Origin of the sequence: Cupriavidus oxalaticus (assembly GCF_016894385.1) — a bacterium.
Lineage (GTDB): Bacteria > Pseudomonadota > Gammaproteobacteria > Burkholderiales > Burkholderiaceae > Cupriavidus > Cupriavidus oxalaticus.
In genome coordinates this window covers 565,654-582,047 of sequence record NZ_CP069811.1, presented here as the reverse complement: position 1 = coordinate 582,047, position 16,394 = coordinate 565,654, and the positions used below count along the sequence as shown (strand labels likewise).

The window sequence follows — 16,394 nt, the reverse complement described above, 5'->3', positions numbered from 1 at the left end:
CGCATGCGGGAGAGGGGAGCAAACCAGTGGCGCTTGCAACGCTTACTGTCCTGTTCGATTCCGCCGGGGTTCTCCCTCTCCCGCGCGCGGGAGAGGGCCGGGGTGAGGGCCGGGCGCATCAACGAAGCGCAGCCTGCCGCAGTGCCAGCGCCTCCATCCGGGCTCGCGCCTCGGTGACCATCCCTGCCACGATCCGTTCGCACGACTCGATCGCCCCGATTGCCGCCGCTGCCTGCCCGCTGGGCAACACGCCTTCATCCGGGCACCCCTCCACCATCGCGCGCTGGATCAGCACCGGCGCGTTGGCGGCCATCAGGGTCTGGGCGGCGCTGTAGTCCTGCGCGCGCATCGCGCGCCAGGCAGTCGCCAGCATCTGTGCGCTGCGCATGCCGGTGCGCGCCTGCCATTTGCGCGCGGCCGACAGCGCCAGCCAGGTGCGCCGCCACGGGCCGGCTTTCTCCAGTTCCAGCAGCAGCGTGTTGTCGATCATCCGCTGCGGCAGCCCGTCAATGGCCAGCGACACGCGGATCTGGCCCGGATCGCGCACCTTGACGTAGCGCTCCAGCGTCTGCGCCGGCACCGGCGATTCGGCCGACATCAGGAAGCGCGTGCCCATGGCCACGCCGGCCGCACCGTAGGCCAGCGCCGCGGCCAGCCCGCGGCCGTCGAAGAAGCCGCCCGCGGCCACCACCGGCACGCTGACGCTGTCCAGCACCTGTGGCAGCAGCAGCGTTGTCGGCGTGCCGCCGGTGTGGCCGCCACCCTCGCCGCCCTGCACGGTGACCACGTCCGCACCCATCTCCACGGCCCTGGCCGCATGCTTGGCGGCGCCGACCGTCGGCATGCAGACGATCCCCGCCGCTTTGAGCCGGCCAACCATCTTCGCGTCCGGGCCGCGCCCGTAGCTGACCGCGCGCAGCCGGTGGCGGATCGCCATCTCGATCACTTCGTCCGCGTTCGGCTGGAACATGTGGAAGTTGATGCCGAAGGGCCGGTCGCTGAGCGCCTTGACGCGCAGGATCTCCTGCTCGACCTCGCCGGGCGGAATGGTTGCGCCGGCGAGGAAGCCGAACGCCCCGGCATTGCCGCTGGCGGCGACCAGCTTCGCGTCCGCCACCCAGCCCATCGCGGTCTGGACGATGGGGTAGCGGCAGCCCAGCAGGTCGCACAGCACGGTGTGCAGGCTCGCGTTGCTCATGCCCGTGCTCATGCTTTCTCCTCGCCGCCGGTGCGTTGCGACGCCGCCATGGCGCGCGCGTCATAGCCGCCGAGCTTGTCGCCGCTGACCAGCTCGTTGTGCGCATGCGCGAAGTGGTGCCAGGCAAAGACCGCATCCATCGCCGTGCGCTTTCCCTGCAGGTCTTCCACATGGTTGACCGCCTGCTTGGTCAGCGTCAGGCCCAGCCGCGGCATCTGCGCGACTTTGGCGGCCATGCCGTAGGCGGCGTCCTCCAGTGCGTCGCGCGGCACCACGCGGTTGACCATGCCCATGCGCTCGGCGCGCTCCGCGCCCATGCGCTCGCCCAGGAACAGGAACTCCTTGGCGATGCGCGGGTGCAGTTCGTAGGCATGCGCGAAGTACTCGACGCCCGGAATGCCCATGCGCACCACCGGATCCGCAAAGAAGGCATCGTCCGAGGCGACGATCAGGTCGCACACCCAGGCCAGCATCAGGCCGCCGGCAATGCAGGCGCCGTGCACCATCGCAATGGTCGGCTTGGGCAGTTCGCGCCAGCGCCGGCACATGCCGAGGTAGACCTCCTGCTCGCGCGCATAGAGGAACTCGCCGCCCGGCTTGTTGACGTGGTCGTACCAGAGCGAGGCGCGCTCGAACGACTCGTTGATATCGCGGCCCGGCGTGCCGATGTCGTGCCCCGCGGAGAAATGCTTGCCGGCGCCGCGCAGCACGATCACCTTGACCGCGTCGTCCGCGGCAGCACGGCGATACGCCTCGTCCAGCGCATACGTCATTTTGGAGTTCTGCGCGTTGTGGAATTGCGGCCGGTTCATGGTCACGGTGGCGATGCCGTCCGTCACCTGGTAGAGCACCTCGGCGTTCGGGCCCAGGCTGATGGGTTCGATGGCAGGCGATTTCATGTCAGTCTCACGCGCGTCCGGAAGGGTTGCCACGCACGATCGTGGCGCGCAGGTTGTGCGGATCGAGCTGGGCCATCAGCCGCAGCTCTTCCGGCGTCGGTGCCGCCGTTTCCGACAAGGCTTCGCCGGCGGCATTCGCCAGCGCAAAGCCGGTGGCCGCCTGCACCTGCTCAAACCTCACGCCGGGGTGCAGCGAGCGCACGCGGATGGCATGGGCAGGCCCGCTGAAATCCATCACGCACAGGTCGGTGACGATCACGCGCAGGTCGACGAAACTGCGCATGCCTTCGATCTGGCGCGCCGGGTTGTAGCCCGCGCTGCAGACCATGTCGACTTCACCGCCGACAAACGCGCGCGTGCTGTGCCCCGGCACGAAGAAGGAGTTTGCGTGGTGGATGCTGTTGCCCGGGAAACCGCGCGCGCCGAGCAACTGCGTCTTAGGCTGCGCATGCGTGCCGCCCAGGCAGGAGATATTGGCCTGCCCGAAGCGGTCGATCTGTGTCGGCATCACCAGCGCGTGGCGGCGCCCGCCCCACAGGCAGTCGAATACGCGCGCATAGCTCATCCAGCCGCTGGCGCGGACCTTGAAGCCGGCCTCGCGCGGACCCAGCGGCACCGGCGTTTCCACCAGGTAGGCCTCGCCGTCGGTCATCAGCAGCCCGGGGTTGTGCGCAAGCCGCGCCAGGCCGGCGGCGATGCGCGGGCCGGTGCCGATGCCGGTGGCCAGCACCTCGCCGTCGTCGCTCCAGGCGCGGGCGGCGGCGGCGATCATCAGCTCGGCGCGGGTGAATTCATAAGTGGCGCTCACGGTCGCTCCTTGGTTGGCGAGTTGGTTGGCGAAGTCAAAGAACCGGCAGCGGCAGGTCGTGCACGTGGCCGAGCCCGCCGATGCGCTCCAGGTAGGCCGCTTCGCTGGCGCCCACCACCTCGTCGCGGTACGCGCGGAAGCCGTCCTCGGCCTCGGCGCTGGCGCAGTACGCCTTCAGCGCCGGCAGGTCCCAGCCATAGGCGGGTGCGCAGGACGTGGGATGGGCACCGGCGGGCGCGTGCACCACGCCCGTTACCAGCGAGCGTTCGAAGGGGTTGTTGCGGGCGTGCGCCAGGTCCTCCTCTTCAAGACGCGGATGCAGCGTTTCACAGCTCACATAGCAGCGCCGCGCGGCGCGGGCGAACCATTCATCGAAGAACGGATCGGGCCCGTCGATGCGGGTGTTGCCGAGCACATCGCTCTCGTTCACATGCAGCAGCGCCGCGTCGAGCTCGATCGCCGGCATCGCCACCAGCACCTCGCCATCGGCATAGGGCGAGCGCACGGTCTTCAGCCGCGGATTCCTCGCCAGCACGTCGGTGCCCAGCGATGCGCGCGTCGGCAGGAACGGCAGCCGCGCCGCCGCCGCGCGCAGGCCGAGCTGCAGCATGCCTTCGTCAAGCTCGGTCACTTCCAGCGCGCCGCGCTCGCGCGCCTGGCGGAAATATGGCTCGAGCGGGATCACGTCGAGCGAAACAAAGCCGAATACCAGCCGGCGCACCTTGCCCGCGGCGCACAGCATGCCCACCTCGGGGCCGCCATAGGCGACCACGGTCAGGTCCTTCAGCGGCGAGCGCAGGATCTCGCGCACCAGCGCCATCGGTTTGCGGCGCGGGCCCCAGCCGCCGATGCCGATGGTCATGCCGTCGGCGAGCTGGCCGACCACGTCGGCCGCGCTCAGGGTCTTGTCCATTGTCTTGGTCATGGTGTTTAGCGGTATCCGATGCTGAAGTCGTGTCCCCACAGGCTGACGCGCGTGGCTTCGTAGGCGGCGTGGTGGCCCCAGTCCACCACCAGTCCGCCGTGTCCGTATTCGAGGTCGAAGCCGCCGGGGGTCTTCATGTAGAAGGAGGTCATGCGGTCGTTGCAGTGCTGGCCCAGCGTGGCGGACAGCTTCACGCCGTGCTGCTGCACGCGGTCGAGCGCGCGCCCCACCTCGGCCATGTCAGGCACTTCGGCCATCACGTGGATGCAGCCGGCCTCGGACGGCATCTCGAAGATCGCCAGGCTGTGGTGGCGGCCGTTGGCGCAGTGCAGGAAGTGGATGCGCTTCTCCGGCTCATTGGGATCGCTGGTGAAGCGCACGCGGTAGATGTCGGACAGGCCGAAGCCCATCACGTCGCGCAGGAAGGCGTAGGTCCGGTCGAAGGCCGGCGCGGGCAGCACGGTGTGGCCGGCGCCCATCGGATCGGTGATGAAGCGCGGCACGCCGACCGGCGAGACGAAGCGCAGGAAGTCCGAGCGCATGCCCCACGAAATCTCGTGGCGGTTGCCCGACGGATCGGCAAACCAGGCCATCGCCTGCACGCGGCGCTGGGCCAGTTCGTCGGCGCTGGCATGCACCACTTCCACGTTGGCCTGCCGCAGCGTGTCGAGCGCGTGGCGATAGGCCAGCTCGTCGGCCAGTTCCCATCCCGATGCGAAGTAGCGGTCGCGCGCACCCGGCACCACCAGGTAGCGGTAGTCGCGCTCATCCATCTTCACGTACAGCGCGCCGCCGGGGGCGCCGGAGCAAGTCATGCCAAGCACCTGCTCCGCATAGTGCCGCCATTGCCCCAGGTCGGTGGACTCGACCACGATGTAGCCAAGTGCACGGATATCCAACATGCCGGTCTCCACTGGTTCGTTGCGATGGAGCCGATTCTTTCGCTTGCAGTCCGGCGACGCATCGTCCTGGCGGACTAGCCGGGATTTCCTGCCACAGGCGCTGTGGGGTCTAGTCCGAACATGTGATGCGCGGTGTCGCTATGCGCCGCACGCTTGAGGCGGCACAAGCCGCTTACAGGAGGAGCAGACATGAAGGAGTCAGGACAACCGTGCGTTGCCGTGGTGACCGGCGCATCGCGCGGCGCCGGACGGGGCATTGCACTGGCGCTCGGCGCGGCAGGCGCTACCGTGTATGTCACCGGGCGCACCGAGCTGGAAGGCAGTACGCCGCTGCCGGGCACGATCCACGCCACGGCGCGCGAGATCGATGCGCTGGGTGGGCGCGGCATCGCTGTCGCTTGCGATCATGGCGACGACGAGCAAGTGGCGGCGCTGTTCCGCCGGGTGCGCGACGAAGCAGGCCGGCTCGACATCCTGGTCAACAACGCCACGTTCTTGCATGACGAGCTGATCGTGCCAGGGCCGTTCTGGCAGAAGCCGCTGGAAATGGCCGGCATCCTCGACGTGGGCCTGCGTTCGGGCTACGTGGCAAGCTGGCATGCGGCTCCGATAATGGCGGCGCAGGGGCGCGGGTTGATCGTGTTCACCTCGTCGTTCGGCGCCAATTGCTATATGCATGGGCCCGCGTACGGAGCGCAGAAGGCCGGCATCGACAAGTTCGCCCATGACATGGCGGTCGACCTGCGCCCGCATGGCGTGGCGGCGGTCTCGGTGTGGATGGGGCCGCTGCGCACCGCGCGCACGCAGCGCGTGTGGGAACAGCATCCCGACAAGTACGCGTCGTTCGCCACCGTGGCGGAGACCCCTGAATTCACCGGGAAAGTCATTGCAGCGCTGTATCGCGATCCTGGGCTGATGGAGAAATCGGGCCAGGTGCTGATCGCGGCGGAGGCGGCGCTGGGGTATGGGATTGTCGATGCGCAGGGGGTGCAGCCACCTTCGTACCGGGAGGTGCTGGGTGGCCCGCCGGCGGTGCATCCGGCGATCGTGGAGTAAATGGCGATCGGGCTAGCCATCACCCCACGCATACGCTCCCCTCTCCCGCAAAGCGGGAGAGGGGAGCAAACAAATACAGCGCTACCTGCCGCAGCATTAACTGCCCTGCGACAGCAACCCCGTCGTAAACACCGTCGAGCGGATCAACCACGCCCTATCCACCCGCACATACTCATCCGCATAGCGCCCGGTCAGGAACGTACGCGAGCCATTGGCATCGTCCAGCGCCAGGTACGCCAGATCCCAGCTGCCCTGCGCCGTATCGGCATCCAGCACACGGATCTCCGACGCCCCCGCAAAATGCATCTCCCGCAGCGTAGTCCGGCACGCCAGCTCCACAAAACACTGCACCAGCGCATCACGCCCGGGAAAGCTGCCGATGCGGTCATAGTGGATATGCGCGTTGTCCGGCACGAAGCAGGCCCGCATGGCTTCGGTATCTTTGTCATCGCACGCCCGCAGGTAGCGCAGCTTGAGCGCCCGGATCGCATCCGCGGCTTCCAGCCGTGCAAGGCGGTCGGCAATGCCGGCAATCTCGGTCATGGTCAGTCCCCGTTGATCAGGCTTCACGCAGCTGATACTTCAGCACCTTGCCCGCCGCGCTCACCGGCAGCGATGTGACGAACTGCACCTCGCGCGGCACCTTGTAGTTGGCCATGTGCCTGCGCGCCCAGACGATCAGGGTCTCGGCATCGAGGCGCGCGCCATGTCGCAGCACCACGTAGGCCCGACCGACTTCGCCCAGGCGCTCGTGCGGCATGCCCACCACCGCCACCTGGGCCACCGCCGGATGGGCCGTCAGCAGCTTCTCCACCTCGGCCGGATAGCAGTTGAAGCCGCCGACGATGAACATGTCCTTGATGCGGTCGGTAATGCGCAGGTAGCCGCGCGCATCGAGCGTGCCGACGTCGCCGGTATGCAGCCAGCCGTCGGCGTCGATGGCTTCCGCCGTCGCCGCCGGCAAGCCGAAGTAACCCTGCATCACGTTGTAGCCGCGCACCAGCACCTCGCCCGGCTCGCCGGTCGCGACCGGCTGTCCCTGCGCATCGACGCAGCGCAGCTCGATCCCCGGCATGGCGCGGCCGGAGGTGCCCGCCACCGTTTCGGCATCGTCGCCGGCGCGGGTCAGCGTGGCAAAGCCGCACGATTCAGTCAGGCCGTAGCCAGTAATCACGGTGTCGAAGCCCAGTTCCTCGCGCATGCGTTCGATCAGCACCGGCGCGATCGCCGAAGCGCCGGTCACCGCAACCCGCAGCGATGACAGGTCGAACTCGCGCAGCCGCGGCGCGTTGAGCAGCGTCTGGTAGAGCGTCGGCGGCCCCGGCAGCACCGTGATGCGCTCGTTCTCCACGCGCGTCATCACGGCATCGGCATCGAACACCAGGTGCGGCAGCACCGTGGCCCCGCGCGACAGCGCGGCAAGCCATCCTGCCTTGTAGCCGAAGGTATGGAAGAAGGGATTGACGATCAGGTAGCGGTCCCCGGCGCGCACGCCCGTGATCGCGGCCCAGCCGTCGATGGCGCGCAGGTTCTGCGCGTGCGCGCTCATCACGCCCTTGGGCCGCCCGGTGGTGCCCGAGGTGAACATGATGTCCATCGGCGTGTCGCCGCGCACGCCGGCCTCGCGCTGCGCGAACGCCGCCATGTCCACCTGCTGCGCCAGTCCAAGGAAGCCATCCCACGCCAGCTCGCCGTCGGCCAGCGCCCTGCCCTGCCCCGGCCGCAGGATCACCAGCCGCTCCAGCGTGGCGGGACGATGCGGCGCCAGCATCTGCGGATAGCTTTCGCCGAGGAAGTCGTCGACGCAGACCAGCAGCCGCGCGCCGCTGTCGGCCAGCACGGCGCCGGCTTCGGCGCCCTTCATGCGCGTATTGAGCGGCACCAGCGCGGCACCCACGCTGTGCGTGGCCAGCGCCGCGATGATCCATTCGGAGAAATTCGGCGCCCATACCGCCACGCGGTCGCCCGGCTGCACGCCGAGCGCCATCAGCGCGCGGCCCGCCTCGATCCGGCAGGCATCCAGCGCGGCGTAGCTCAGGCGCAGCCCGTCCTCCTGGATGGCGATACGCTCGCCGTGGCGTAGCGCCGCGCGCCGCACCAGCTCGGGTATGGTCGCGGGGATATCCTCGTTGGCGGCTGCTTCCGGGGCGTCCTGGCCGGCCAGCACCGCAATGTCGTCGATGGTGTCAGATGGGGTCATGTCAATCCGGAAACTTCAGGTGGAGTTCGTCGCTCGCGGGGCGCGCCTGGCAGGCCAGCGTCCAGCCCGCGTCGAGGTCGGTGCGGTCGAGCACATGGTTTTCGCCGAGCGTCACGTCGCCCTGCGTCACCTGGCACATGCAGGCGCCGCACAGGCCCGCGCGGCAGGAACTGGGCGCGGACACGCCTGCGCGCTGCAGCGCATCGAGCACCGTCTCGTCGGGCGCGACATTGAGCTGGTGGCTTGCGCCGTCGAGCTGCACGGTCAGCGCCGCGCCGCGCATGGCGGCGGGCTCGAGCGGGACAGGCGCCACCGCCGTCTTCGCCGCCGCTACATCCGGCAGGGACACGAAGCGTTCCACATGCAGCTTGCCGCGCGGCACGCCAAGCTGCTGCAGCGCCGCCTGCGCCGCGTCCATGAACGGGCCCGGCCCGCAGACAAAGCACTCGGCCAGGCTCCACGGCCGCACCAGTTCCTCGATCTGGCGCTGCGTCGGCGGCCCCTGCACGCTGTCCAGCCAGTGGATCACGCGCAGCCGGCCGGGGTGGCTGTTCGCCAGTTCGCCGAGCGCCTCGCGGAAGATGACGGAGCGCTCGTCGCGGTTGGCATAGACCAGCGTCACCGCGCCGCGCCCGTGGCGCAGTGCCGCCCTGGCGATCGACAGCACCGGCGTGATGCCGCTGCCGCCGGCCAGCAGCAGGAAATCGCCATGCAGCGTGGGCGGGGTGAACACGCCGGCCGGAGGCATCACCTCGACCGTATCGCCCGCGCCAAGGTGGTCGCAGATCCAGTTGGAAACGCGCCCGCTTTGCACCCGCTTGATCGTCACGCGCAAGGCATGGTCGACCTCGGGCGTGCTCGACAGCGAATAACAGCGCTGCAGCGGCACGCCGTCGACGGGCACGCGCAGCGTCAGGAACTGGCCGGGACGGTAGGCAAAGGCGTCGCGCAAGCCGTCAGGCAGCGCGAAGACCAGCGAATGCGCCTGCTCCGTTTCCGTGATGACTTCGGCGATCTGCAGCCGATGGAATTGCACTGGCGCCATGGATGTCCTTCTATAGCTGAGGTGCGGCGTCAGGCCACGCCCATGATGGTCTGCGCGTTGTCGATGCGCAGTTCCGCGCCGTTGATGAAGCGCGATTCGTCCGACGCCAGGAACAGCACCAGGTTGGCCACGTCGCGCGGATGGCACATGCGCTGCATCGGCTCGGCGCCGCCAACCTCTTCCGGCAGGGCCGCCGCGCCGCCCGGCAGGAAGGCAGCGGTCATCGGCGTGAGGATGCCGTCGGGATGGATCGCATTGCAGCGGATGCGGTAGCCGCTCTGCTTGCAATGGCCTGCGACGGCACGCGTCAGCGCCGCCACCGCGCCCTTGCTGGCGCTGTAGGCGCAGAACGCCCCCATGCCGCCCAGTGCCGCCACCGACGACATATTGACGATGCTGCCGCCGCCCGCCTTCATCGCAGCCACGCCGTACTTGCAGCCGAGGAAATAGCCGTCGGCGTTGATGCGCATGACGCGCTGCCATTGCTCCAGCGTGGCGTCCTCGACCGAGCCCAGCATCAGGATGGCAGCGTTGTTGACCAGCACGCTGGGCGCGCCGAAGCGCTGCCCGGTGCGCGCCATCACCTGCTGCCAGCCGGCTTCGCTGGCAATGTCGTGCGGCACGAACAGCGCGGTCTCGCCGATCTCGCGCGCCAGCGCGTGGCCCGCTTCCTCGTTCAGGTCGGTCAGCACCACGCGCGCGCCTTCGCGGGCCAGCAGCAGGGCGTCTTCCTTGCCGACGCCGCTGGCGGCCCCGGTGACGATCGCGATCTTGCCTTCAGTACGTCGGCTCATGGGTAATCTCCTCGTTGGTGTGTGCCTGCCGCTCGCCGGCGGGCTGTTGTGTCAGGTGGCGGCCGGCATTGCGCCCCGACCAGATGCAGTCGGCAAGCGACAGGCCGCTTACGTAATGATTGGAGGCGATGCCCACCGCGGTCCGGCCGACGGCATAGAGGCCCGAAATGGGGGCACCGCCTGCGACGGCCAGCACACGGCCGCTCGACTCTTCCACAGACAAGCCGCCGAGGGTGATCGCCGGACAGGGGAAGACGCGAGAGTTCGCCGAGATGTCGATGGCGAGCCATGGCCCGGCCTCCAGCGAGGCGCACATCGGCGCGGACTTGCCGGCCGGGTCGGGAATCTCTCCGCGGGCAGCGGCGCTGTAGGCGTCGACAGTGGCGCGCAGTGCGGCGGGCGGCATGCCCAGCTTGCCGGCCAGCGCCTCGATGCTGGACGCACGCCTGGCGCCGGCGAGCAGCAGCATCGCCGCGGGCACGGCCTGGAACGCCCACAGGCGGCCGCCCAGGCATTCACGCAGTGCGGCGCGCGCCAGCGCGCGGTTCAGGATCAGCCAGGCACGCCCTCCATGCCGCTCGCAGATGGCGTGGCCCAGCGTGGCGCCATAGGTTTCCTCGTTGCCGATGCGCGTGCCCTGCGCGTCGACCACGCAGCCGCGCGCCCACTCGAACGGCGGATTGATAAAGCGCCAGGCCGACACACGCTCCAGGTGCCGCGTGGCCGCGCCCGCCGACTCGCCGAGCCGGATGCCGCTGCCATCGCATCCGGTCGCGCCCAGACGCCAGTTCTGCAGGTACTTGCCGGCGTGGCGCGCCACCATGGTGCGGTTGAAGATAAAGCCGCCGGTGGCCAGCACGACGGCGCGGGTGCGCACTGCCACGGGTTGCGCATGGCGCAGCTCGAGCTGCAGCAGGCGCTGGCGCAGCAGGTCGGCAACGCCCGGCATGGCGTTGTGCAGGCGCTCGGCCAGCCGCGCCAGGCGCGCGTGGCGCCTCTGGTGGCGTCCAGGCGGCACCTGCCACAGCTCGATGCCGATGACTGCGCCGTCCTTGCCGACGATCAGCCGGCGCGCCGCGGCCTGGCGCATGACCGTGATTTCCGCCCGGGCCTCCACGGCAGCGCGCAGCGCGCCATACAGCGTGCGGCCGGACATGCCGGGGCCTTTCACGCGGTGCCCGCGCGGCGCCGGCGCGGCGTGCTGCGCGTACGCGGGCACGGCTTCGTTGCCGGAGTAGTAGAGGTAATACGGCTGCGCCGGATACGATGTCTTGCGCGGCGGCACGGTGGCGGCAAAGCGCACGCCCACGTCTTCCAGCCAGGCCAGCATGTCGCGGCTGCGCTCGCAGAAGGACTGCAGCGTGGCCTCGCTGACGACGCCGCCGGTCTCCTGGCGCAGGTAGTCCGCCATCGCCTGCGGCGTATCGGCATAGCCCGCGGCGGCCTGGTAGGACGTGCCGCCGCCCGCATACACCACGCCGCCGCTCTTCGCGCTGGCGCCGCCGCCTTCGAAACGCTCGGCGACGATCACGCGCGCGCGGCCGCGCGCCGCTTCCAGCGCCGCGCAGGCACCCGCGGCGCCGAAGCCCACCACCACGGCATCGCAGGCGGCCTGCCACGGATGCGCGTCGGGGTCATCGAGCCGCAGCGGCGCGTAGACCGGCGTGACGGAATCGGGATGCATGCTGGCGCCTCCGGGGCTCAGGCGGAACACAGCGCGCGCAGCGGCGCGGAAGTCGTATAGGCGCCATCGACATAGACCAGCGGCGACACCTCGCCCGCCAGCCGCACCTCGCGCAGCCGGCCGATGAAGACGGCGTGGGTGCCATAGTCGAAGCGGCCGTCCTGCCGGCACACCAGGTTGGCCTGTGCATTGCGCAGGCATGGCACGCCGAGCAGGTCGTCCTCCCACTCGCCGCTGGTGAAGCGTTCCTCGCCCTTGAGGCGGCCGCTGCAATCGACCGCGATGTCCTGGTGGTCGGCGGCCAGCAGGTTGATGCAGAAGTCGGTGCCGGCATCGAGCGGCGGGTAGATCGACGAGTTGCGGTTGATGCAGATCAGCAGCGATGGCGGATCCGCCGACAGCGAATCGACCGCCGTCACCGACATCGAATAGCGGCGCTCGCCATCGCGGCAGCTGACGACCGCCACCGAGCGCGCCATGCGGCGCATCGCCTTCAGCATGTCGTCGCGCAGGGTCGGGCTGGTTTCCGGATTGGCGCTCATAGGGCCTCCTGTACGGGTTGAGCGTGGGGCGCGGCGGTGGGCTGCCGCGCTTGCTGCGCGATCGCGTCCGCAGCGATATAGCCGAAGGTCATCGCGGGCCCGAGCGTCGAGCCCGCACCGGGATAGCTGGTGCCCATCATCGAGGCACTGGTATTGCCGATGGCGAACAGCCCGGCGATGGCGCTGCCGTCCTCGCGCAGCACGCGCGCGCTGGCGTCGGTCACCAGCCCGCCCTTGGTGCCGATATCGCCGGCATCGAGCCGCACGGCGTAGAACGGTGCCTTGCCGATCGGCGCCAGGCACGGATTGGGGCGCACCGCCGGGTCGCTGTAGTAGGTATCGAACAGGTTGTCGCCCTTGCCGAATTCCTCGTCCACGCCGGTGGCGGCGTAGCGGTTCATGCGGGCGACGCTGCCGGCGAGCCCGTCGGCGTCCACGCCGATCCGCTGCGCCAGGTGCGCCAGCGTGTCGGCGCGCACCAGGATGCCGGACAGGCCGGCCGGAATGCTGCGGTCCGGCATCACCGAGCCGGGCAGGATCGGCCCGCACGGGTACTTGTGGCGGAAGGTGGCGTCGAACACCATCCATGCCGGCACGCTGCAGCCGGTCTTGTCGTGGTCGCGGTACATGGCCGGCACGAACTCGGAATACGGCGCGGCCTCGTTGACGAAGCGCCGGCCCTGCCCGTTCACCACCAGGCAGCCCGGCATGGCGCGCTCGATAAAGAGCGCGCGCTGTTTTTCCTCGCCCTGCACCTGCACGGTAGGCGCGCCCCACACATGCGACATCAGGGCGACACCGGCGCCGGCGGCCTGCCCCGCGCGGATCGCATCGCCGGTGTTGTTGGGCGGCGTCGCGCTCCAGCCCGCCTGCGTCGGCTGCGGCAGGTATTGCTCGCGCATGGCCTGGCTGCGCTCGAAGCCGCCGGCGGCCAGGATCACGCCATGCAGCGCGCGGATTTCCAGCACCTGCCCGTTTTGCACGGCGCGCACACCGCGGACCGAACCGTCTTCGATGACCAGGTCTTGCAGCGCTGTATTGAGCCACAGCGGGATCGCGCGGTCCATCATTGCCCGCCGCAGGCCGCCGGCCAGGCTGTTGCCGAGCGTCAGGCGGCGGTCGCGCCGGGTCTTGCGGCGCCAGCCGAAGTCGAGCCAGTAGCGGGCGAACTGGCGCACCGCCAGCCCGAACCAGCCCGGCGAGCGGCACAGCAGCGCGTGCGCCTCGCCGGAGGTCACGGCCACGCGGCCGCCCACCAGCGTACCGGGCGACGGCGGACGCAGCCGGTCGAACTCCTCGCGCAGGCGCGCACCGTCGAACGGCATCGGGTCGAGCGCGCGGTAGCCGGGCATCGCGCCGGGCAGCTTCTGGAAGTAGTCGGCGTAGCGCGGCAGCGTGTAGTAACGCACGCCGGCCTGCTGCTCCAGGTATTGCAGCATGCGCGGCGCCTGCTCGAGGTAGGCGCGGATCCGCCGCGGGTCGCCGTCGTCGCCGGTGCAGGCGAGCACATACTCGAGCGCCTTGGCGTAGTCGTCCTGCCCGCCCGCCGGCGCGATATGGTGGTTGAGCGGGATCCAGATGCCGCCGCCGGACACCGCCGAGGTGCCGCCGTACTGGCCGCTCTTCTCCAGCACCACCACCGACAGCCCGCGGTCGGCGGCGCGGCAGGCGGCCAGCATGCCTCCGGCGCCCGAGCCGACCACCACCACGTCAAACTCCCTGGCCTGCATGCGCGCTGTGCTCTGGGTCATGATGGGTTCCCTTGCCGGTGCGCGGCTTCAGATGAAGAAGTCGGTGTTGGCGCGGCCCATCATCACGCCGCCCAGGTTCTGGCCGAAGCGGTCCAGGTTGTTGGCGTAGTGGGCGCGCGCCGCGTGCAGGTCGAGAAAGCGGCGCACCATCGGGTTGGAGCGGTAGATGCCGTTGCCGCCGGCATAGCGCAGCAGGCTGTTGGCAAGCTGTGCGCAGCGCTCGGCCACCTGCGACGACTGGTAGCGGAAATGCAGCCGTCGCGGCGTCTGCACCTGGCCGCCTTCGCGCGCAACGGCCAGCAGTTCGTCGAAATTGCGTTCGAGGACGGTGCGCATTTCGTCGACGGCGACCTGGGCATTGGCGCAGGCCAGCTGCGCGCCGCCGTCCTCGGCGGTCTTGCTGCCGCCGTTGCTGCTGACGCGGCCGTCGGCGTAGGCGACGAAGTCGTCGAGGGTGCCTTCCAGCGCGCCGATGCACGCGGTGCACACGGCACGCACGAAGATCTGCGCGAACGGCAGGCGGTACAGCGGTACGTCATTCACCGCGAGGCCCGGGCTGGTACCCATGGCGCCATCGACGGCGCGGTGGGTGCGGTAGTCGGGGACGAATACGTCATCGACGACGATATCGTGGCTGCCGGTGGCGCGCAGGCCCAGCACGTCCCAGTTGCGCACGATCCTGTAGTCGGAGCGCGGCAGCAGGAAGGTGCGGTAGTCGTAGGCGCCGCCCGGTTCGGATGGAGGCACCAGGCCCCCGAGGAAGATCCAGTCGCACAGTTCGCTGCCGCTGGAGAACTTCCAGTGGCCGGAGAAGCGGTAGCCGCCTTCGACCGGGGTGACCTTGCCGACCGGCATGTAGGTCGAAGCGATCAGCGTGCCGGGGTCGTTGCCCCACACTTCCTTCTGCGCGCGTTCGTCGAACAGGGCGAGCTGCCAGTTGTGCACGCCGACCACGCCGTAGACCCAGGCGGTGGACATGCAGCCTTTGGCCAGCGCCATCTGGATGCGGAAGAAGGTCTGCGGGTCGAGTTCATAGCCACCGTAGCGGCGCGGCTGCAGCACCTTGAAGAAGCCCGCAGCCTGCATTTCGGCGATGGTCTCGGCGGGGATGCGGGCTTCGGACTCTGCCTGGGTGGCGCGTTGCGCCAGCACGGGGATCATCTGCTCGGCGCGCGTGATCAGGCGTGCGGCCAGTTCCTTGTTGTTGTCGTGATGCACCGCGGTCTCCTTTTCGCTTTGTGTTGGGGCTGGCGTTGATGTTTGCATCGGGCGGGCGGGGCGCCATCGTCTGATGGGACTAGCTGTTTTGTGCGGCACTTCGTTGATGCGCCTGCCCTCACCGCCGGCCCCTCTCCCGCAGGCGGGAGAGGGGAGCAAACCCTCGGGGAGCAAACGTTCTGCGTTCACGCCACCGCGCTCAGCTTGCGGCCCTGCTTGCGGAAATGCGGGATCACGTGCTCGCCGATATTGCGGATGGTCTCCATCTGCGCCCACTGCGGCACCGTGCCCATCTGGCAGATAAACAGGATCTCGTCCGCGCCGGCATCGATCAGGCGCTGCACGTAGCCGATGCAATCCTCCACCGTGCCGTAGGCGTGGTTGGGGTTCAGCATCATCATCGACGGGTCGCTGAAGTCCACCGAGACCTTCTCGGAAGCAAACTTTGTGTTGATGACAGCCTTGCCCTGCGCGTCGGTCGCCGTGACATGCTCGTCGTCCCATGCTGACGGATCCGGGCGCTCGCCGCCGGCATACCAGTACGACAGCGACTCCATGAAGTACCGCTGCCCCTTGATGCCGATCTTGCGCGCGGCCAGGCCGTCTTCCAGCACGATGGTCGGGCACAGCGCCGCCAGGTGCTGGTGCGGGCGGAAGCCCACCTGGTCCTCGGCCTTGCGGCTCTCCCACGCGGCGCGATAGATCTCGTTCTTCTTGGCCACATCCTCGGGGCCGCCAAAGCCGAGCACCAGGGCACCCATGCCGCGCGCGCCTGCGCGCTGCAGCGTATCGGCATTGGTGCAGGCCAGGTACATCAGCGGGTGCGGGTCCTGGCGCGGCTTGGGGTGGATCGGGCGGCGCGGGATCTTGATGAACTCGCCATCGTGCTCGATCTCGTCCTGCGTCAGGATCTTCGGGATCAGGTACATCGACTCGTCGATCATGGGGTGCAGGCTGTTCAGGTCGTAGCCGAACGTACCCGCTTCCTGCTGCGTGCCGCCCTTGCCCACGCCGAAGTGCACGCGGCCGCCGGACAGGATGTCGAGCGTGGCGATGCGCTCGGCCACCTTGACCGGATGGTTCATCGCCGGCGGCAGGCACACCACGCCGTGGCCGATGCCGATGCGCTGCGTGCGCCCCGCGACAAAGGCGAGGAACGTCTCCGGCGCGCTCATGTGCGCGTAGTTGGTCAGCGCGGTGTGCTCGACCGCCCAGATCACGTCGAAGCCCATGTCCTCGGCCAGCACCACCTGTTCCATGATTTCATCGAACACCTTGTGGTCGCCGGCGCGCGAGGCATCGACGGTCTGTGCTTCATAGATCAGCGAAAAACGCATTGCAGTCCCCTTCCCTGGCATTGATGGTTCAGGAC

Annotated in this window: 15 protein-coding genes; 1 reads left to right on the top strand and 14 read right to left on the bottom strand. The window is 69.2% G+C overall.

Annotated features, from left to right (window positions below):
• Nucleotides 1-118: 118 nt before the first annotated feature.
• The 5 genes from JTE92_RS02570 to JTE92_RS02550 are packed head-to-tail and all read right to left on the bottom strand — an operon-like array spanning nt 119 to nt 4,732.
• Entirely contained in the window at nt 119-1,198 is a 1,080-nt protein-coding gene (locus JTE92_RS02570; protein WP_084254653.1) for an NAD(P)H-dependent flavin oxidoreductase, read from the bottom strand.
• Nucleotides 1,199-1,206: 8 nt separating this feature from the next.
• A complete protein-coding gene (locus tag JTE92_RS02565; protein ID WP_063239619.1) occupies nt 1,207-2,097 on the bottom strand; it encodes an enoyl-CoA hydratase in 891 nt (296 codons plus the stop codon).
• A gap of 7 nt (nt 2,098-2,104) precedes the next feature.
• Nucleotides 2,105-2,905: a CoA-transferase subunit beta gene (locus JTE92_RS02560; RefSeq protein WP_063239618.1), complete on the bottom strand. Its 801-nt coding sequence runs from the start codon at nt 2,903-2,905 to the stop codon at nt 2,105-2,107.
• Between the two features lie 34 nt (nt 2,906-2,939).
• On the bottom strand, nt 2,940-3,830 hold the full coding sequence (locus JTE92_RS02555) for a CoA transferase subunit A (protein WP_063239617.1): 891 nt from the start codon (nt 3,828-3,830) through the stop codon (nt 2,940-2,942).
• A gap of 5 nt (nt 3,831-3,835) precedes the next feature.
• Nucleotides 3,836-4,732, bottom strand: a complete 897-nt coding sequence (locus tag JTE92_RS02550; protein WP_063239616.1) for a VOC family protein — start codon at nt 4,730-4,732, stop codon at nt 3,836-3,838.
• 189 nt (nt 4,733-4,921) lie between these two features.
• Between JTE92_RS02550 and JTE92_RS02545 the strand changes: the two genes are divergently transcribed.
• Nucleotides 4,922-5,788 (top strand): SDR family NAD(P)-dependent oxidoreductase, encoded by an 867-nt coding sequence (locus JTE92_RS02545; RefSeq protein ID WP_063239615.1) that lies wholly within the window; start codon nt 4,922-4,924, stop codon nt 5,786-5,788.
• A gap of 96 nt (nt 5,789-5,884) precedes the next feature.
• On the opposite strand, the gene JTE92_RS02540 is transcribed toward JTE92_RS02545, so the two are convergent.
• The 9 genes from JTE92_RS02540 to JTE92_RS02500 all read right to left on the bottom strand — a co-directional run bounded on the left by JTE92_RS02540 (nt 5,885) and on the right by JTE92_RS02500 (nt 16,359).
• The gene (locus tag JTE92_RS02540) at nt 5,885-6,331 is read right to left on the bottom strand and encodes a nuclear transport factor 2 family protein (RefSeq protein ID WP_063239614.1); all 447 of its coding nucleotides are present in this window, start codon (nt 6,329-6,331) and stop codon (nt 5,885-5,887) included.
• Between the two features lie 16 nt (nt 6,332-6,347).
• Nucleotides 6,348-7,988 (bottom strand): FadD3 family acyl-CoA ligase, encoded by a 1,641-nt coding sequence (locus JTE92_RS02535; RefSeq protein WP_063239613.1) that lies wholly within the window; start codon nt 7,986-7,988, stop codon nt 6,348-6,350.
• A 1-nt stretch (nt 7,989) separates the two neighbouring features.
• Complete coding sequence (locus JTE92_RS02530) at nt 7,990-9,033, bottom strand: ferredoxin--NADP reductase (RefSeq protein WP_063239612.1); 1,044 nt, start codon at nt 9,031-9,033, stop codon at nt 7,990-7,992.
• Between the two features lie 29 nt (nt 9,034-9,062).
• Complete coding sequence (locus tag JTE92_RS02525; protein WP_063239611.1) at nt 9,063-9,827, bottom strand: SDR family oxidoreductase; 765 nt, start codon at nt 9,825-9,827, stop codon at nt 9,063-9,065.
• The gene (locus tag JTE92_RS02520) at nt 9,811-11,511 is read right to left on the bottom strand and encodes an FAD-binding protein (RefSeq protein WP_063239610.1); all 1,701 of its coding nucleotides are present in this window, start codon (nt 11,509-11,511) and stop codon (nt 9,811-9,813) included. The genes JTE92_RS02525 and JTE92_RS02520 overlap by 17 nt, the downstream gene beginning before the upstream one ends.
• Nucleotides 11,512-11,528: 17 nt before the next feature.
• Nucleotides 11,529-12,053 carry a flavin reductase family protein gene (locus tag JTE92_RS02515; protein WP_063239609.1) on the bottom strand — a complete coding sequence of 175 codons (525 nt, stop codon included), beginning with the start codon at nt 12,051-12,053 and terminating at the stop codon, nt 11,529-11,531.
• Nucleotides 12,050-13,804 (bottom strand): FAD-dependent oxidoreductase, encoded by a 1,755-nt coding sequence (locus JTE92_RS02510; protein ID WP_063239608.1) that lies wholly within the window; start codon nt 13,802-13,804, stop codon nt 12,050-12,052. Before JTE92_RS02510 ends, JTE92_RS02515 begins: the two co-directional genes overlap by 4 nt.
• 27 nt (nt 13,805-13,831) lie before the next feature.
• Nucleotides 13,832-15,022: a flavin-dependent monooxygenase gene (locus tag JTE92_RS02505; protein ID WP_063239607.1), complete on the bottom strand. Its 1,191-nt coding sequence runs from the start codon at nt 15,020-15,022 to the stop codon at nt 13,832-13,834.
• Between the two features lie 185 nt (nt 15,023-15,207).
• Nucleotides 15,208-16,359, bottom strand: coding sequence for an LLM class flavin-dependent oxidoreductase (locus tag JTE92_RS02500; RefSeq protein ID WP_063239606.1), 1,152 nt, complete (start codon nt 16,357-16,359; stop codon nt 15,208-15,210).
• Between the last annotated feature and the right edge of the window lie 35 nt (nt 16,360-16,394).